This is a genomic window from Paenibacillus lactis (assembly GCF_017873605.1).
Lineage (GTDB): Bacteria > Bacillota > Bacilli > Paenibacillales > Paenibacillaceae > Paenibacillus_AQ > Paenibacillus_AQ lactis.
Window position 1 is genome coordinate 358,905 of sequence record NZ_JAGGKI010000004.1, and the last position, 16,901, is coordinate 375,805.

The following is a 16,901-nucleotide window of genomic DNA, read 5'->3' on the forward strand; positions in this document are numbered from 1 at the left end:
GCTCACACCCCCAACGACTGGAACTCTGTTCCCTCGGTATCGTCGATCGTGATCGTAGACATCCCGTCCCATTTCTCGCGGATCTCCTTGGCTTTTGATTTAACTGCGGCTGCTTGTTTCGGCTGCAGAACAATCCCCATCGCTTCTTCGTAATGCTGTGCTGCCTTTGCATAAGCTCTGCTATGCATGTAATTCATCCAGTTCCAGAATTTATGATTACTGAAGGTTTTCACCTTCTGAAATACTCGTCTGCGAGTCTGCTCATCCACCGTTAATTCCTCCCCGAGAGTTTCTTCTGATAAACGTGTGCGAATATATTGCCATGCTTTCTTCTGACGGCGCGCGCCCCTTTTGATGCGCGTTCTGTAGGCGTGTAAAGCGGTCTTGTCTTCGCTTCCTCAACTGTCCACCCGCAATCCCTGACTCTCTTTCGGAATGTCTCGTACGAGATACCGTTCCGAGCGGCTTCCTGGATGTCCTCGGGTTCAAAAAGCTTGATTCTGTAGTTGTCTAGATTTTTGATTATTTCTTTCGTGCTCATAACTGGTTTCGTAGCTGCTTCTTGCTTTGACCAACCACGGTAAACTCTTTTGAAATACAGCCTTTTAGATATCCCGTTCTTTGCAGCAATCTCCAACCATTTACGATGGATGGTCGTCTTCCGCGGCGAGGTGATGACCGCTCTATCCTTGTCCCATCCGAGTCCGCGGATTCGATGATTCACAAGTTCTCTCGAAACTCCATTTTGGGCGGCCAGTTCATATTCAGCCGGCGTAATGTAGTAGTCATAAACCTTCACAGGTTCTTCCCCCCCATTCTAGGAACTGACGTTCTGCAAGAAGCATGTATTTAGGTACCCCGGTCAGCTTCGACCGGGGCTTGCTTGCATCTATTTTTAGGCCACGCCGTGGCTCATCATTGCCTTTTTGACCTCTTCTTTGTACTTGGAGATTTTGCCGCTCAATTGCCCAGAGGTCATGCCCACTTCCTTAGCGATCTCCCTCCAGGTCACTCCATCCTTCCGTTTACGCTCGAAGAGACTTGGGAAGTCGAGCTGAAGATCCGGGAAGGATGGACGTTGGGAAAGGATGTATTGTTCCAATTCTTCCGGAGTGATCTCGACATCGCCAGCGGTCTGGGTTTCATCGTTAGCAGCTGCAACGACATCCTCCCCCGGGTCCTGATCAGTATCCTCGAAGCTCATTTCCCGATCACCTGGGGAATGTCCGTCTTGCGATCCCTGCATCCATTCCGGAAGATCGGATCCTTCCTCACCCATAATTCCCTTCTCATAGTCACTTAGCTCGTCGCCATCTTCTGCCGGAGTGTCTCCTGCCGGCGGCTCCCCTTCCGGATCTCCAGCCTGATCCTCGCCACGATCTGCTTCTTCTCCTGTTCCCGATTCATCAAGCCTCAGCTCCGCCTGGTTCTCATCCTTCTCAGGCTGCTCGACCGATGTCACCACGCCGGAAGCATCCGCAGTCACTCGGCGGCCGCCCGTGTAAAGCTTATACGCGTCGTCATCCACCTCATCAAAATCGAATGACATTTGCGGATCCCCAAGGAATACATTGAGCTCTTCACCTTGATTGTTACTTAAGAAGACCAAATGCGGTAATGCTGCTTTAAGTGGGAAGGTCAGTTTAATCTCAATAGACGATTCCCCAATTTTGATGCCTTTCGCTAATTCTCCAGTAAGCTTCGCAAAATCTTTCCCCATATCAATCACTTTCCTCTCTTCTTTTTCTTATTGGCCGGCTTCTTTGCTGGTGGATTTATAATGTTATGAATGACTTCTTGCTGCGGCTTGGTAAGCTCTACAGGCTCATGAATAGCTCTTATGACTTGCGCCAGGACGAAAGCATCCCGGACGTTATCACTTGGGTGTTCAAACCCCCAGCGTTTAAATATAGGCAAGATCAAATCGTCTTTTGATCCCTTCCCTACTCCAGTTGCAAATTTTTTGAGCTGGGTAGGAGCTACCTCGATGTATTTCTGTTTTCGCACATGCAGTCCAATGCGGATTGCCCAGCCTATTGCGTACTGTTGTCCCACAAACGAACCTGTCGACCCATGAGAGAATCCTTCAATGGCCACTTTGTCGGTTGGCTGGATTAACCGGAGTGTCCGGACAACGACATCGTTAATCCGGCCAGCATCTAACGCACCATCCGCTTGGATCTCGATCCTTTTCAAGACATTCCCGTCCGGGTCCAAAATAGCGACCCCTGTTTTGGTTGAGTGGTCAACACCGACGTATCGGTTCATATCCCCACCTTCTTCAGCTCTTCGGCTGCGTACCGATAAGCTGCCGCAGCTGCCTCGTCATCTACGACCTCCGCCTTCGTTTCAAGATCGTCAATAACCCTTTTGATTTCTTCTCGTACTTCCACGTTTCTTGGCCCTCCTTTTTCTTTTGGACTTCGACCAGCCACGAAGCACGAAAACCTCTCCTATCTGCTTGCCGTCATGATCGTATATGATTTCCCATGGTATCTCTTGAAAAAACGGATCAATCGAGGCCTCGCTATGCATATAACCGACCCCCGATCGACATGGCCAGATTGAATTCCTTCACGCCCTCTTCGATAAGAGCGAGCTCCATGTCAGCAAATTCGGCGAGCAGTTCCTGCTGATCGGGCACCATGCCGGTATGAATGTACCGTTGCCTCATGTACTCGTAAACGTGCCAGTGACTCCACCTGCTCATCACGCACCCCGCCGGATCGTCCGCGAGCTGCCAGTGTACCGATGAATCAGGACCATAGCTGCAGGTGTATCTCGCTCTACGAGCCAGTTTTCAGGGTTGAGTCCCCGATCTTTGATTTCAATTCTCTGCCGCCTCGTCGGCCGCTTTCCGTTCTTCATCTCCCATTAGCCTCCTTTGGCTTACGCGTATTGGCGCTTCTCCATATTGACCACCTTGTGCTGACGTGGTGGCTGTGGACCAGGATCCATATGAACCCGGTCGTAATTGACGAATTTATTAAACTGCTTCAGGAAGACCAACTCGACGGTTCCTACTGGACCGTTCCGCTGCTTCGCAATGATGATCTCGATGATGTTCTTCTTCTCGGATTCCTTGTCGTAGTAGTCATCCCTGTACAGGAAAGCCACGATATCCGCATCCTGCTCGATCGATCCGGATTCTCGAAGATCGCTCATCATCGGACGCTTGTCCTGCCGCTGTTCCACACCGCGGCTGAGCTGGGAAAGTGCGATGATCGGAACATCCATTTCCCGGGCCAAGTGCTTCAGCGTCCGGGAGATCTCCGATACCTCCTGCTGCCGGTTCTCCGCCCCTCTGCCCTTGCTGACGCTTGCGATCAGCTGCAGGTAATCGATCACGATCAGACCGAGTCCCTCCTGTTTCTTAAGGCGCCGACATTTCGAGCGGATATCATGGACCGTAATGCCTGGTGAGTCGTCGATTACGATATTGCTGCCGCCGAGGACGCCGGCAGCATTCGCCATCTTTGTCCAATCCTCAGCCCCCATATCCCCGATCCGGAGTTTGCTCGCCTCGAGTATGCCCTCAGCACTGACCATCCGAGTGACTAACTGCTCAGCGGACATTTCCAGACTGAAAATAGCAACTGGCTCCTGGACACGAGTGGCCACATTCTGAGCGATATTCAGGGCGAAAGCTGTTTTCCCGACCGACGGCCGGGCTGCCACGATGATCAAGTCGCTATTCTGCAAGCCCCCAAGGATGGCATCGAGGTCCGTGTATCCTGTCGCGATTCCGGTAACCTTCCCGGTTTTATACACTTCGGCCTTGTTCTCGGTCGACTCAATGACATCGATCAAAACATCTCTGACACGCTTGAAATCCTGTTTGGGAGCTGCCCGATCCGTTAGCTTGGCTGCGGCCGTCTGCATCTCCGCGGCAATGGTTTGGATGCTTCCCCCGGCCGTTGCCGCGGCGATCTGGGACTGAGCCGTTCGAATAAGCTCTCGCAGCAAATACTTCTCCTCTACGGAAGCAACATAGCTTTCGATGTTCGCCGCTGTCGGCACGGCATGAGCCAATTTCGAGAGATAACTAACGCCTCCAATGTCCTCCAGCTCGCCATTGTTCTGCAGCCGGGAAGCCAGTGTCACAATATCAATTGGCTCGGCTTCCTCTGCAAGTTCTGCCATCCGTCCGAAGATGATCTGATGCTCTTTGCGATAAAATGCTTTAGGATCTAGGGCTTCGGCGTGCTCGTAAACATCTGGCTTCACCAAGATAGCCCCGATCACTGAGCACTCAGCAGCCAAGTCATGCGGCATTTCTGGCATGATCATGTTAAGCACGTCCGAGTTTTGCATAGATAGACTCCTTCCAGCCTGGCGGCGGTGGGCACGCTTCTTGTTTAGCCCGAGCACGCTCGGCAAAATACTCTTGCGTGTAGGATTTCATGCGGTCACGCTCGATCTGTTCGCCGAGGCTACCTCTGATTTCTGAGATACCGGGCGGCCGTTTACTTGTCTTGATGTGCTGCTCGACATTACGCAAAGCTGCTTCAAATGGAAAATCCTTGAGATATTTGTAGTGGCGGTCGACCTCGTCGTCGCTGTCGTTAAAATATGGGTACTCTTGCTTGATTTCGATGAAAAGGTCGATTACCTCAGCTCTGTTCACGCTGTCGTTCCTCCCTTGCTCGTCTTCTTAAATCCTCAAGAGCCTGCTGCTGCTTGCTCATTCGTTTCGGTTGCTCTGGCTTTCCCTGGGCGACTCCAGCCATCGGCAGACTGGTAGTTTGGGAATTGCGCCAAGCTTCGTTGATTCCATCCACGTAGTATAAAAAGCTCGTCGGGTACTTGAATTCACTGCCCTCACGGATACGCTTGGCCTGAAGCAGGCTCTCCATAGTTGAGATGGTAAAGGGTACCGGCATCCCCCCGGCGACCATCCTACCCATGGCTTCGCGTTCACGTGGTTTTACGTGAAAATCTAGTTTGCCATGCAATTTGCAATAAGCGTTTAAAATGGCGATCATTCCGTCAGCCCGAGATGTTAACCCAGACTCATCCTCAAACCACTCCCTGTCAGTAGTAGTAATAGGAGTAGTAGTAGTAATATCTTTTAGATCAGACATTTCTGTCCGATCACTCGGTAAAATTTCGTTGTGATCGGACATTTCTGTCTGATCACTAGGCAGATGATCGGACATTTCTGTCTGATCACAGGTGCTATGATCAGACAAATTTGTCTTGTCACTGTTCCCATGATCGGACATTTTTGTCTCTTCACCGCCTGGGTGATAAGACATTTTTGTCCGATCACTTTCGACTGATCGGACATTTCTGTCCGTGTATTTCTTTGAATTTTTAACTGCTAAGATCAGTCCGCGTGGAGCTCTGGTTATTCGTATGTAATCGTGTTGCTCTAAGGTGTCCAACCAGCGACTAACTGTCTTTTCATTAACTCCGAAATGTCCTGATATCTCAGACAGTTTCATAGGCTTCCCGCGAAGAACAAATCCCCAGACAGTCCCCTCCTTCTCCTCCTCAGTAGTGGTGGAGCTGATGCACCAGAGGAACAGCCATATCGCGTTGCCTATGTTTTTGTAGTGTCTTGGCTCAAGTAATCCGGAGTACATCGGAAAAGGGTAACTGCCTTCGGGCATTCGCTCATCCCCTAACTAGGATTCAATCTCTTACGACTTTGATGAAGGTTCCTTTTACACCCTTGCTCTGGGCGCCTGTCTGCAGCCCATCCGTAAGGGAATCAAGCATAGTTCCTAGCATGGGTCCGTACCCCTGAGGCTCAAAGTCAAATCCGATCAAAGAGCCGAGTGTAAAGGCAACAGAAGTATAGAAATGGCCGTGCTGATCAATCCCCGCCTTCTTCGCCTCCTCGTTCTTTTCAGTAAGAAAATCGACGATCTCCTTCGTACGCTGCTGAAGCTCCTCTTTTGTCATTTCATTGATTTGGTTCATATCGCACGCTCCTTCTTGATTCTCTCTTTCCATTCTTTGTCACCCAAGCATTGGCCGTACGTTATCTCAAAGTACCGGCGCCCGCAGACGAAGGAGACAAACTTCCCAGTCGCCCGTTCGTAATACATTCCGTTTAAGGCCGGCTGATCGGACATTTCCTCGTAATCTCCGAAGAGATCTAACTGCACAGGCTCACTCAACCTTGACGCCCCCTTTCGTCCCGAAGGTATACGATCGGGTATTTAACTTTCACTACAGTCCACCCGGGATAGCCTCGAGCGAAATACGCGCGTGTCTCCCGCTTAAACTCTTCCGGATCAGATTGCATTAAGCTCCAGATCCGCTCGCCCATCATGCTGCGCATTAAAGGTTTGCCGTCGATCATCGCCCGGCCACCCGGACCATCTTTCCAGTCACTTCCTGAATTTCTCGTTTGAAACGTTCCTCATCGCTATTACCATCCGATAAGTGCAATAGCCAAATCTCTTGGACTTTGCGGGTATCATTGGCTTTCAAGAAATCTTTTACATGTTCCAGACCAAAGTGCGACTTCAGCAGTCGTTTCATTTGTCCTGGATGCAGGTGGCCGGACGCCACCCGTTCCCTTACGATGTCCATCGAATAATTGCATTCCACCATGATGTGGGTTAGATCCCGGAAGCGATGTCGGCAATAATAGGTGTCCGTCAGGAAGACTAGCTTGTCTCCGGCTGTATTGGCCAGCAGGAACCCTAGTGGCTCCTCGACGTCGTGCTGTATGTCAAAGGGGAGAATCGACCAGGTGCCAACATGAAACGGCTCCAATGCCTTGATGACCTTCAGACGATGCCCGGAGAGTCCTCTGGCATCCGCTGTCCCTTGGCTGGTATAAACGTTGATCCCCGCCTTCATAACGTCTCGAGCGGCCTTACTATGGTCCATGTGTTCATGGGTGATAAGGCAGCCGGCTATCTCAGTCATGCGAAACTTCAAAGCTCGCTGCAGGGATTTGAAAGGAAAGCCGGCCTCCAGCAGGAGAGCGGTATGCCCGTCCGAGATCCGGTAGGCATTACCCGCGCTGCTGGAGCCGAGGCATTGAATGTCGATCATCAGAAATCAGGCCCCTCAGTGCCGAACGGAGGAATATCATCCGGATGGATTTCGAAATCCATTTCTCCTTGTCCAGCCGGTTCTACATTGCTCTTAGATGAGCGAGTTGTTTCCTTTGGCTGTTCCGGCTCCGGTTCAGCTTCAGTTGTCGCAGGAGGCGTAATGTCGATGACGTTCTTATTGGCATTTGCTCTAATCTCCTCATTGACCTCGGATTCGGCGAAATCACTCTCCATTTGCTTCAGTCGGAGATAATCATCATCAATCTTTTGACTATCAATGGTGATATCACTATGGGCGGCCCGATATACCGTCTTCCAGCACATTTTCTCGTACCAGCCTTCGACCTTTTCCTTGCCGACCTTCTGGCCATTTTCCCATTTGTCTTTCTCGCCACCCCAGAATTCTGGGCTGGCATGGTCCGGCTTCCTCTTCTCGATTTCAGCGATGGTCATCATGACCAATTTGTTCTTTTCCGGGTTCTTGGTATACGAATGGAAGTAAAAGCCCCCGACGATCTTCCCGCGATCAAAAGCATTCTTAATTTCAAATTCGTACCCTTCATGTGGATGATTGGCATCCTTCTTAATTGGTCTGAAATAATCATTAGAATAAACGAGTTCAACCGTGACGTGATCCGGAACGTCCAGCCCATACTTTACAGCTTTGAGCTCCAACCCCCGATACCCCTCAATGAATCCAATGTCGTACTTGCCTGTATTGTTATTCTTGAATGGAATCAGACTGATATGATTAGGCTGTGAGGGATCAAACCCGATTCTGGCGTAGGCAACAACATCCCGCGCAAGCTTTTCCATATTGACATTGTTCCAGGTGACCGGAAGCGGATCCCGATATCGTTCCGATTTCTTCAGCCGTTTCTCTTCAGTAGACTTTAGAACCGCGTCCAAGGCGACAAAGTAGTTCTGAGCGAGTCGTTTTTGAAAGTTCGTCAGGGCCACTTCACCAACGTTAGAACCGAACTCGGCTATAACCTTGGTCATGAACCTCTCGGACTGAGTTGGCTCTTTCTTGGTGACAGCCGCTTGGTTTTGGGTAGTCAATTAGATCGCCTCCTGCATGTTTTGGGTTACGACGCGTAGCTTCTTATCCTTCTCGGATACGACCAAACGGATCAGCTGCGCCTCGGTGTCGATCAACTGCGTAACCGATTCAGCGTTGTCAATGAAGATTGGTGCGATAAAACCATAGTGTTCGCTGAGGGTATTGATAATGTCCAGACCGACATTGATCTGAGCGGCATTGTTAAGGCCACCGTCATACGGAACGCCGTTATAAAGCGTCTTGCAGACATCGTTCAGGCCTCCATTGAGTTGTTCTTCAAACAGCCGGAACCGGGCGTATTTGAATTTGCTGTTAATTTTGGACTCGAGTGCGGAAACCTTGGTCCGCGTAAACTCCTCCGTCAAGTAGAGCTCATGCTGCAGCCGCTCGTATTCGGCAGCCAGTTTGCGCTCCTGTTCGGTCAATTCGGCGATTCGTTTTTCAATCGCAGCTGCTGCAGCAATTTTCAACTTATCCGATTCGAGCTCGCTGACTTGATCCCTTAGCAATCTGATTTCGGCTTGAACCTTGCTTGCAGCATCGGATGCTGAGGACCGAAGCTGCTCAATTTCAGAGCGTACAATCTCGGCTTCCTTTTGTTTGGCTTGATACTCTCGATCGTCGGCCGGATCGGAAATGGCTGCCTGCAGGTCGCCTAGCTTTGCTTCAGCTGCGGATACTTCTTCTTGCTTCACCGTCAGTTTGGTCTCTAGAACGGACAAACTCTCTTCTAGATCAAACATGCAATGTTTGAGCTTTCTGACTTCTTCTGCAGTGGCCTTACCTTCGGCAGAGATACGTTCAAGCCGCTGGGATTTGGAAACGTTGAAGTCAGCCAGTGCCTTGTCCTTCGCAGCATGTACTTGATCAGCAGGGAGAGCTTGTCCGCATGTCGGGCAATTATCGTCATGCTGATGTTCATGGGCGGGGAACTCCAACCCGTTAGCAGCATGCCATTCCTCCCGCAGCCGTTCCGCTTGGCTCTCAGCTCTTGCGATTTGCCGCTTGTACTGTTCAATCTCACGCTGCCCGGCAGAAATTCGCGCTTGCAACTCGGATGCTTCGCCGCGCAGTTGCATCAATCGTTCTCTTTGCTCGTTCACGGCTTGCAAGCCATCTGCTTGGACTCTGTGTTTGATGTCCGTCAGTTCAGCGTTGATCTCGCGTAGAAGAATCTCCTTGGCCGACAGCTCGCCCCCGGACTGGATACGCTGCAGCTCCGCGGTCTTAGCGTCTATCCTGCCGCGCAAGGTGTCGATGTCTTCCTGTAGCAGTTCAGCGTCCAAATCGGAGACATCCGGCATGTCACGGTATTTCTCGTCGATCCTTGTCGGGATCTCTTTTATTTCCTTATTGATCTCCGCAAGCGATGATTTAATCAACTGCTTGTGCTTTTCAACGGATCGCTCCTCCAAGATCGCTGCCAGTGGAGTTAGCTCCTTGTTGCTGGCGATAATCTCCGCATCGGTCATATCTCCGCATACCTCTAGCAGTACTTTTCGGCGGGCCTCCGGCTTCAGCACCTCGTTAAAATAAGAAGGGCTGGTGAGAAGCTTGAAAACATCCTCGCTGATCAATGCATCAACTTCGGCCCTGTACTCTTTTTCCTTAACAGGAACCCCGTCGACGAAATAATTGGTTGTATGGCCGTCGAATACAGATGTGGCTGATCCCCGTTTCTGTGTCCATTTTTCACTGAACACTCTCCGGAATGTTCGGCGTCGCTGGTTAACCAGAAGGACTCCCTCAACTTCATGATCAAGGCCATGCCGTACAACTTTGCCGGCCTTGTCCAGCTCTTTTATTTCAAACTTCTGTTCGGACCGATTGGCACTATCCTTTCCGAACAAAAGCCAAGTGAAGCCATCAAACAATGTCGTTTTGCCAGTTGCATTATCACCAAAGGCATCCACATTCCCGCCGTTGGCGTCGAGAACGAATTCACGGAATCCCTTAAAATTACGGAACGTCAGGCGCTCCAGGACAATCTTCATCAAGCGATTTCCTCCTTAACGGAATACTCGAGACCGACGTCTTGGACCGTTGGCTCGGGCTTCTCCGGATATTTCATATTTTCGAAATGCTGGCGGATCGCATATTCGATCTCAGCCAACTGCTCATCGTTACAATGAATCTCTACTGTGCCACTTTTAGCACGAACCGACAGGATCGTCGGCGTATACATTCTCTGGGGCTGCACCACGGTTTCTATGCGTTCGCCAGTAATATCAAGCGACATCGCTGCTCCCATGTTAGATCACTCCCTCTTGTGTGATTTGCCCCCATCTGGTATAGTGGGGGCATCAAAATTAAATTTTGGCACCAGATATGACCCGTTGCTGCGGGTCATTTTCTGTTTGGTCGTGTTCAGCAATCGTCTGCCATTCCACGATCACCGGGCAGTTTTCGATGCTGGCAATCAGGGCATCATTTTCGTCGAGCACATGAAATTCGGAGAAAATCCCGTTGTCGTGCTCATAACCGACCTGCTTAATCTCGATGACCTCCCGGCCGTTTACCTCAGTTCCGACTTCAAAGATCCGAGTCGGATTACTGACCACGGTTAGCTTTTGGATAATCTGCATTAATGATTTGCCCTCCTTTCCTTGGCCTTGATCCTTTCGGCTTGTTCGGTTATTACCAAATCAGGCTCGAAACTTTCTTGATTGAGATAAACGGTTTTGATGATCGTTCCTTTGAAGTAGATGTCGCCTCGGATAAAAACACCAGATGGCCACATGTCCTCTAAACATACCTCTACGAAAAAAATCCCGCGTGAAACGAAGTAACCTCGGCCGTTCTCCAGTTCCACCATTCCCGTTGCCGATCCAACAAGTTTCTTCAGAGCCCGTTCGGCGTGGCTCTTCGGCAATTTAGGTAATTTAGCCATTCCATCTCTCCTTTCCTATATATTTGATGCGTTCAGCCGCATCTCTCGACGCCAGACAGGAGTAAGGTTATGATACTGTCCGACGCCGGGAGACAGGGCCGAAGCTCTGTCATCTGTACCAAAGTGTAGATTCGATTTGTCCCAACGCTTCAGCCATCTCGGGTACAGGTAATGTTTTCAACAGGGACGCTGCATTGCTCCAATTCAGATAGGCTTCTTCTCGCTGTTTCTGGAGCTCGTTCAATCGTTGAAGATTGTCCGGATCCTCCTGGATGAATTTTGCGATGGAATCAGTGCTGGCCCGAAGTGCCAGTGTCGAGGATATATACGCTGCTGCAGGTGATACGGGGGCCGTCATAGCTCAACCCCCTTGCGCTTCTGACGTTCAACTATTAAAATAGACGACAAGAGACTCTTAAGACGTGCTCTCAACCGAGACTGCCCTGCCCGGCGGTCTTTTTTCATTTTCATTTCTTTTTCAGCGAATCTAATCATGTTGTTCAGATAGTCGATTCCATTTACAAGTTTGTTGGAATCGATCATCTTATCCGGATTGCGAACGATGATCTGCAGGTTATGTTCCGCGTTTCTTCCAGCTTGCAGAGCTTGCTTTACCAAAGTTTCTCTCAACAAGTTAAACCCTCATTTCATATATTTTTTGGCTTTCAAGGTAGAGCGGTGCTCTTTCCAGGTGGCCAACCACGAGAATGAATACTCCTTGCAAAGCACCGCTGCCAGATGGGTCAGCGCGGTGATCGCCTCGACCGTCTCCATAAGCAGCCGCTTAATCTGCTGACGTTCCGACTCGTCGATCTGCTCATTGGTCTTGCTGATTGGGGCTTGTCCGGATGCAGCGAGCACTTCCTTGATTTCCTCGATGCTCTTGATCAGAACGCTTGCTCTATGTAGATCCACATTGTTGAGCCAGGGGGCAAAGGCACCGCCAGTAACCTCCCCAGCTGCCGCAATGTAGAGTTGGCCGTCATCGTAATGTTTGACTGTTGATGCCATTACTTCATTAGAAGGCTTCCTGGTCCCCTTTATGACTTTGCCGATCAGGGAAGCATCTACGTGAGCTGCCGCGCCGGCCGCCCCCCGTGTCTCCCCTTTTCGTTTCAGCACTTCTTCGAGTGCTGATCCAAACTGTCCGATTGCCATCGTTTAATCATTCTCCTTTGTCCGATTTAATGGGAGATGACGGACAAGGATTTGATGTATTATGAAGTTGTGAGCAAAACCTTCCCCTCTCGTCATCCCCTTCGCCGCTGGCAGCTGGTACCGCTCCGGCGGCTTTCTTCTATCCTCTTCAGACTATCCGACGCCTCTTTCAAAACTCTTTTTCTTTCAAGCTTTGAGAGGCTCTCCGGGTTTACTGCATAATGCGGAAGCGACATATCCAATGCGATCTCAACATCTATGTTCTTGAGTAAGCTTCTAGTTACGGTTGCTGATACACAGGCGGTTCTGGAAGTTTGGCGTATCCAGCGAAAGCGCACTAGGCAACACCACCATTGCGTTTTTTCTTCCACTGCTCGCCAGCATTTTGATTAACCCAAGAGGTGTGCTCGTCTATCCACTTCAATAGAAGACCTGTAGGGATTCGAGGGTGCCCGAATTCCCTGTTTACCGGAAAATCCGGTCTGTTGAATAGCTCTGCTGTCTTGGATTCGCCAATTCCCAACAGTTCCATAAACTGCGTTCTGGTTAAAACCGGCGGCAGCTCGCGGGTTAAATGTCCTTTCACTGCATCGGCGACAGCTTCTCGGATCATTTTTTGAAGATCCTCAACTTCAATAACAACAACTGCCATGTTCTCTCCTCCCTATTTAAAATTTCACAAGTACATAGCGCGTCTTACTCTGATCAGGCCACATGCTGTGCAATGTCCATCCTTCGGACAACAATTCATTTACTTTCGCATAATCAAATGTTTCCTTGACTGCTGTTGCTTCGGAAAGTTGGTGTTCCATCACCCAACCTCCTTCCGGATGTGATTTTCGGCATTATTGTTTATTGGTAACATTTCGTTGCTTTCCTGTTCAAAAAAAAGAGTCCAATTGAAATCTAGAGCCTTTCCTATCGATTGAGCAGCACGGACGCTTGGATTTCTTTGACCACTTTCAATCATCCCGTAATATTGACGCGTGATACCAGCTTCCTCTGCTACTTCTTCTTGGCTCTTATTTTTAGTTTCGCGAATGGTAGCCAACCATGTCCTGATCATCTAATCACCCCCATATGCAATTTTTTGTTGCCTTTGATCTTAATTATACGCAACTAATAGTTACTGTCAATACTAAAATGCAACTTTTTGTTACACATATTTTTAGAAACAATTTGTTGCGTTATAATTATGTATATATTTCAAAAGGAGGCAACCGTATTGCTCGCACAGCGATTGTATTACTTACGGCAACAAAAAAAGAAAACGCAGGCTGAATTAGCGAGCTTATTAGGTATAACTCGACAAGCATACGGATATTACGAGAAGGGCGAAAGAGAGCCAGATACTGAATCATTGAATTTGTTGGCAGATTATTTTGAAGTATCTGTTGATTACCTTTTAGGCCGGACGGACAACCCCCGTCCAACAGATTATGGAGATGATATTGATCCTAAGGAACTCGCCGAATTTGAAGCGTTCATCAATAACCCAAATCACGGTATTTTTTTCAGGGACTATTTGAGTGCTCCCGAGGAAAGAAAAAAAGAGTTGTTGCAGTTCTGGAGGTTCATTAAAGAAGCAGAAAAGGACCGGAAACCCGGTGATCGACAGGGTGAATAGAGCAAGTACCTCAGCCGATGGGGAATGAACCAAGTGGAATAAATGAAGAAAGTTATTTCAGTAATCATTTTTACAGTGCTAATACTTGTTGGTTGTGGTCCTTCGATAGAAAAACAAACGGCTGATTTGAACTCGAAGGCAAATGACGATTACTACAAGGGATACCTGAAAGAAGCGATAATTTCCTATGAAGAGTCACTTAGATTGAAAGAAGATCCCGAGATTAGTGAAAAACTCTCGCTTATCAAAGCCGAACACGAGGCTGTACTTGATGTTAGAAGGCGTTTTGAAATGCTTGATGGCTATAGAATAACGCTGAATACTTCGACAACTATTGAAGAACTGAAAGAGACTATTGAAAACATCGAACAAGTTCTTGATTATATTCCTCGTATTAGTTCGCCAGAAGGAACGCCTATTTATGGATATCTAAGCGAACTTCCATCTAACTATGGTTACACTACCATCAAGTATGAAGCTTCTTTGTTATCTGCTGCTACAAATGGAATTATTATAGACAGTAAAAAACAAAGAAGCGCGGAAAGTCTCTCGTCATCGATTGAATCGTTTTTAAAGAATAATAACCAGTTTCCTAGTTTCTATAAAGAATAAATTCCAAATGAAATAAACAACGCAGCAAATTGGATAAAAAGCTGCTATCTAAATATTTTAAGCCAGCAATGGCTTTTCTTTTTAAATAATTAACGAACATACATTCTTATATAGGAGGAGTTTCCCTATGATCAGAATTGGAGTTTTTTCTGGATCTGGGCGCCTTTCAAAACTCGAGCCTGTGATCATTAAAGGAACGGCAAGCACCTTTGATTCCCTTAATACCAATCGTCTCGCCATTCTTGAAGACAAACCTGCGACCAACAAAAGAGAAGAACAATCATCCTAAATCATTACTTTTTAGCCGGAAACGGCTTTTATATTTACGGTTATTTCGAACATACATTCCTGTAATCGGAGGTTGCAACATGTTTAGATTTTACAAACTAACCCCTCTAGAACAATTTGTCGAAGACTTATACTTGACACACGGAATTCTCTCTCCAAAGCAATTGAATATTGGGGAAGTAGCGCGATGTTTAAATGTTTGGATATATTACAAACCAATCACAAGTAGAGGTCTCGAACTTACTCCTGGTATGTATACAGTAAATATCGATAGTCGTCTTGCTTCTGCCGAACAATGGCTAGATTTTCTTCATGAGCTCGGCCACCTTCTTCGACATTCAGGAAATCAAACGATATTGCCTAAACTTTTTACTCAAGCGCAGGAAGCAGATGCAGAGAATTTCGTTCTATACGCCGCCATGCCGTTTTCAATGATTAAACAGATACAACTACCCGGAAGCCGAATGGAGATAATTCAAACCTTAGCCTCAACGTTTAGAGTGCCGCTTAAATTGGCCGAAAAAAGGCTGGATCAGATTCGAAGGAGAGAGTACGAAGGCAGTCTCTTGAACTCATACATAAAATTCAACATTGCCCGCTACCAGCCGGCTTCCTCGCCCGGAAAATCCGAAACGGCTATTTATGCATACTACGACCCGTCAGACGATAACATTGCGCCTGCTCAAATTATAATCCAGGTCGATGAACAAACTTTGTCGACCCAGGATGAGCTTTTATTTTCACCAAATGGCCCTTTTGACCGGATTGAGGAGCAGCAACTCCAATGCTTTGCCGACTGTAAACCGGTTAAATTTCATGATCTGGATTACACCAGGGACAGACGAATAAGTTTACGCTTAAAAAATCTCGCCATCAGGTATTATAATTCCGCCTTCAAGTTCATTGTTCAACGAAAGGATATAGAGCAAGTACTGCATTTTTACGGGGCGAATTTTTAAGGAGGGTTAGGAATGGCTAGCTATAAAAAAATCCCCGCTAATAATAAGCAAGGATATAAATGGATATGCACTTTAGAGGGGCCGCCGGATCCAGTTACGGGAAAGCGTAAGCAGGTCCCTCGCCGTGGTGAGACGAAAAAAGAGGCTTATGATCGAGCGAAAGCAGTCGTCGATGCATTGAATAGTGGCCTTGATTTGAAAAAAGCAAAAAAGACCACCTTTAAAGATGCAGCTTATGAATGGCTTGATACTTACTCAAGAAGCGCGGTAAAAAAGAGCACCATTCGCCAACGATCAAAGACACTGCTTGTTTTGTTAAAACATCTTTCCCAAATAAACATCGATCGAGTAACACACCACCAGTATCAAAAAATTCTAAATACACTTTTTGATGAAGGTTATTCACAATCGTATCTCCGAAGCATTCATATTGTAGCAAACATGATATTTAAATGGGCCATATTGAACAACTTAACAAAGATCAATCCATGTATAGGTGCAACAATTCCAAAACGTAGACTTACAGTTGAAGATATAGAGCGAGATGAAATTGAAGAAAAATATTTAGAGAGAGAGGAACTTCATGAGTTTCTTAGCGCTGTACTCCAACGGGGGTTGTATGGAGATAAGGAAATATTTTACCTGCTTGCTTTTAGTGGACTCCGCCCTGGGGAACTTTGCGCGCTTAAGTGGGCGGATATCAATTTCAAGACACGCGATGTTAGAGTGTCGAAAACTTTATACTCGCCTGAAAATAACATGTACACCGCTGAAGTAACCCCACCTAAAACTGATGGGTCAGTCAGAACCTTCGATGTGGACGAGCAGATTATCACTATGTTGAAGGATTTTAAAGAAAAACAAGATGCCAGACAATCTCTGTACAAAAAGCATAGCGATGACTTTTATGATGAGAATTTTATTTTTGCCAGAGTTAACGGAAGGCCTATAGGTCAAAAGTTTCTCCGAGATCGGATGAACCGAATTTTAAAGAGACTAACCATCAAGAAAAATGCGACACCTCATATTTTACGACATACCCACATAAGTATGCTCACAGAAGCAGGTGTGGATTTGCCTACTATTATGGCTCGGGTTGGTCATGATGATGAAAAGACAACACTAAGAATTTACACCCACGTGACAAAGAAAATGAAAAAGAACGCTTCTGAAAAAGTGAAAGTTCACTTCGGAAGCATTCTTGATTCTATGTTTGTGCCGAAAATGTGATTTTTTCGTGATTTTTATTAAATCGGATGGCTTCACAACATCAGAAACATCAATA

General features: G+C 47.6%; 29 protein-coding genes. 5 read left to right on the top strand and 24 right to left on the bottom strand.

Annotated features, from left to right (window positions below):
* Positions 1–2: 2 nt before the first annotated feature.
* The 24 genes from J2Z18_RS10375 to J2Z18_RS10485 all read right to left on the bottom strand — a co-directional run bounded on the left by J2Z18_RS10375 (position 3) and on the right by J2Z18_RS10485 (position 13,196).
* Positions 3–269, bottom strand: coding sequence for a hypothetical protein (locus tag J2Z18_RS10375; protein WP_210094662.1), 267 nt, complete (start codon positions 267–269; stop codon positions 3–5).
* Positions 270–271: 2 nt separating this feature from the next.
* Positions 272–799 (bottom strand): hypothetical protein, encoded by a 528-nt coding sequence (locus J2Z18_RS10380; protein WP_210094663.1) that lies wholly within the window; start codon positions 797–799, stop codon positions 272–274.
* A 96-nt stretch (positions 800–895) separates the two neighbouring features.
* Entirely contained in the window at positions 896–1,549 is a 654-nt protein-coding gene (locus J2Z18_RS10385; protein WP_210094664.1) for a hypothetical protein, read from the bottom strand.
* A gap of 176 nt (positions 1,550–1,725) precedes the next feature.
* The gene (locus tag J2Z18_RS10390; RefSeq protein WP_210094665.1) at positions 1,726–2,268 is read right to left on the bottom strand and encodes a hypothetical protein; all 543 of its coding nucleotides are present in this window, start codon (positions 2,266–2,268) and stop codon (positions 1,726–1,728) included.
* The gene (locus tag J2Z18_RS30770) at positions 2,265–2,393 is read right to left on the bottom strand and encodes a hypothetical protein (RefSeq protein WP_276824937.1); all 129 of its coding nucleotides are present in this window, start codon (positions 2,391–2,393) and stop codon (positions 2,265–2,267) included. Before J2Z18_RS30770 ends, J2Z18_RS10390 begins: the two co-directional genes overlap by 4 nt.
* Before the next feature lie 134 nt (positions 2,394–2,527).
* Positions 2,528–2,710: a hypothetical protein gene (locus J2Z18_RS10395; protein WP_210094666.1), complete on the bottom strand. Its 183-nt coding sequence runs from the start codon at positions 2,708–2,710 to the stop codon at positions 2,528–2,530.
* Positions 2,710–2,868 (bottom strand): DUF6906 family protein, encoded by a 159-nt coding sequence (locus J2Z18_RS10400; RefSeq protein ID WP_007132791.1) that lies wholly within the window; start codon positions 2,866–2,868, stop codon positions 2,710–2,712. The genes J2Z18_RS10395 and J2Z18_RS10400 overlap by 1 nt, the downstream gene beginning before the upstream one ends.
* 21 nt (positions 2,869–2,889) lie before the next feature.
* Positions 2,890–4,314: a replicative DNA helicase gene (dnaB, locus tag J2Z18_RS10405; protein WP_210094667.1), complete on the bottom strand. Its 1,425-nt coding sequence runs from the start codon at positions 4,312–4,314 to the stop codon at positions 2,890–2,892.
* Entirely contained in the window at positions 4,292–4,627 is a 336-nt protein-coding gene (locus tag J2Z18_RS10410; protein ID WP_210094668.1) for a replicative helicase loader/inhibitor, read from the bottom strand. Before J2Z18_RS10410 ends, dnaB begins: the two co-directional genes overlap by 23 nt.
* A complete protein-coding gene (locus tag J2Z18_RS10415) occupies positions 4,614–5,615 on the bottom strand; it encodes a helix-turn-helix domain-containing protein (RefSeq protein WP_210094669.1) in 1,002 nt (333 codons plus the stop codon). Before J2Z18_RS10415 ends, J2Z18_RS10410 begins: the two co-directional genes overlap by 14 nt.
* Before the next feature lie 22 nt (positions 5,616–5,637).
* On the bottom strand, positions 5,638–5,928 hold the full coding sequence (locus J2Z18_RS10420) for a hypothetical protein (RefSeq protein ID WP_210094670.1): 291 nt from the start codon (positions 5,926–5,928) through the stop codon (positions 5,638–5,640).
* Positions 5,925–6,128: a hypothetical protein gene (locus J2Z18_RS10425; RefSeq protein ID WP_210094671.1), complete on the bottom strand. Its 204-nt coding sequence runs from the start codon at positions 6,126–6,128 to the stop codon at positions 5,925–5,927. The genes J2Z18_RS10420 and J2Z18_RS10425 overlap by 4 nt, the downstream gene beginning before the upstream one ends.
* 181 nt (positions 6,129–6,309) lie before the next feature.
* Positions 6,310–7,017, bottom strand: coding sequence for an MBL fold metallo-hydrolase (locus J2Z18_RS10430; protein ID WP_210094672.1), 708 nt, complete (start codon positions 7,015–7,017; stop codon positions 6,310–6,312).
* Positions 7,017–8,081 (bottom strand): recombinase RecT, encoded by a 1,065-nt coding sequence (locus J2Z18_RS10435; RefSeq protein WP_210094673.1) that lies wholly within the window; start codon positions 8,079–8,081, stop codon positions 7,017–7,019. The genes J2Z18_RS10430 and J2Z18_RS10435 overlap by 1 nt, the downstream gene beginning before the upstream one ends.
* Positions 8,082–10,076 (bottom strand): coiled-coil domain-containing protein, encoded by a 1,995-nt coding sequence (locus tag J2Z18_RS10440; RefSeq protein ID WP_245255949.1) that lies wholly within the window; start codon positions 10,074–10,076, stop codon positions 8,082–8,084.
* Complete coding sequence (locus J2Z18_RS10445) at positions 10,076–10,333, bottom strand: hypothetical protein (RefSeq protein WP_144866196.1); 258 nt, start codon at positions 10,331–10,333, stop codon at positions 10,076–10,078. Before J2Z18_RS10445 ends, J2Z18_RS10440 begins: the two co-directional genes overlap by 1 nt.
* Positions 10,334–10,391: 58 nt before the next feature.
* The gene (locus J2Z18_RS10450; RefSeq protein WP_210094675.1) at positions 10,392–10,667 is read right to left on the bottom strand and encodes a hypothetical protein; all 276 of its coding nucleotides are present in this window, start codon (positions 10,665–10,667) and stop codon (positions 10,392–10,394) included.
* On the bottom strand, positions 10,667–10,972 hold the full coding sequence (locus J2Z18_RS10455) for a hypothetical protein (RefSeq protein WP_210094676.1): 306 nt from the start codon (positions 10,970–10,972) through the stop codon (positions 10,667–10,669). Before J2Z18_RS10455 ends, J2Z18_RS10450 begins: the two co-directional genes overlap by 1 nt.
* A 109-nt stretch (positions 10,973–11,081) precedes the next feature.
* Complete coding sequence (locus tag J2Z18_RS10460; RefSeq protein WP_210094677.1) at positions 11,082–11,330, bottom strand: hypothetical protein; 249 nt, start codon at positions 11,328–11,330, stop codon at positions 11,082–11,084.
* Positions 11,327–11,605 carry a hypothetical protein gene (locus J2Z18_RS10465; RefSeq protein WP_210094678.1) on the bottom strand — a complete coding sequence of 93 codons (279 nt, stop codon included), beginning with the start codon at positions 11,603–11,605 and terminating at the stop codon, positions 11,327–11,329. Before J2Z18_RS10465 ends, J2Z18_RS10460 begins: the two co-directional genes overlap by 4 nt.
* A gap of 9 nt (positions 11,606–11,614) precedes the next feature.
* Complete coding sequence (locus tag J2Z18_RS10470; RefSeq protein ID WP_210094679.1) at positions 11,615–12,130, bottom strand: XRE family transcriptional regulator; 516 nt, start codon at positions 12,128–12,130, stop codon at positions 11,615–11,617.
* Positions 12,131–12,467: 337 nt separating this feature from the next.
* Positions 12,468–12,782: a DNA-binding protein gene (locus J2Z18_RS10475; protein WP_210094680.1), complete on the bottom strand. Its 315-nt coding sequence runs from the start codon at positions 12,780–12,782 to the stop codon at positions 12,468–12,470.
* Positions 12,783–12,798: 16 nt separating this feature from the next.
* Positions 12,799–12,942, bottom strand: coding sequence for a hypothetical protein (locus tag J2Z18_RS10480; RefSeq protein WP_210094681.1), 144 nt, complete (start codon positions 12,940–12,942; stop codon positions 12,799–12,801).
* The gene (locus J2Z18_RS10485; RefSeq protein WP_210094682.1) at positions 12,942–13,196 is read right to left on the bottom strand and encodes a helix-turn-helix transcriptional regulator; all 255 of its coding nucleotides are present in this window, start codon (positions 13,194–13,196) and stop codon (positions 12,942–12,944) included. Before J2Z18_RS10485 ends, J2Z18_RS10480 begins: the two co-directional genes overlap by 1 nt.
* 159 nt (positions 13,197–13,355) lie before the next feature.
* On the opposite strand from J2Z18_RS10485, the gene J2Z18_RS10490 reads away from it, so the two are divergent.
* From J2Z18_RS10490 to J2Z18_RS10510, 5 genes are all read left to right on the top strand, one after another.
* The gene (locus J2Z18_RS10490; protein ID WP_245255928.1) at positions 13,356–13,757 is read left to right on the top strand and encodes a helix-turn-helix domain-containing protein; all 402 of its coding nucleotides are present in this window, start codon (positions 13,356–13,358) and stop codon (positions 13,755–13,757) included.
* A gap of 42 nt (positions 13,758–13,799) precedes the next feature.
* The gene (locus J2Z18_RS10495) at positions 13,800–14,369 is read left to right on the top strand and encodes a hypothetical protein (RefSeq protein ID WP_210094684.1); all 570 of its coding nucleotides are present in this window, start codon (positions 13,800–13,802) and stop codon (positions 14,367–14,369) included.
* 127 nt (positions 14,370–14,496) lie between these two features.
* Positions 14,497–14,658: a hypothetical protein gene (locus J2Z18_RS10500; RefSeq protein ID WP_210094685.1), complete on the top strand. Its 162-nt coding sequence runs from the start codon at positions 14,497–14,499 to the stop codon at positions 14,656–14,658.
* A gap of 79 nt (positions 14,659–14,737) precedes the next feature.
* Positions 14,738–15,616, top strand: a complete 879-nt coding sequence (locus tag J2Z18_RS10505) for an ImmA/IrrE family metallo-endopeptidase (protein WP_210094686.1) — start codon at positions 14,738–14,740, stop codon at positions 15,614–15,616.
* Between the two features lie 12 nt (positions 15,617–15,628).
* A complete protein-coding gene (locus tag J2Z18_RS10510; protein ID WP_210094687.1) occupies positions 15,629–16,846 on the top strand; it encodes a tyrosine-type recombinase/integrase in 1,218 nt (405 codons plus the stop codon).
* Positions 16,847–16,901 lie beyond the last annotated feature (55 nt).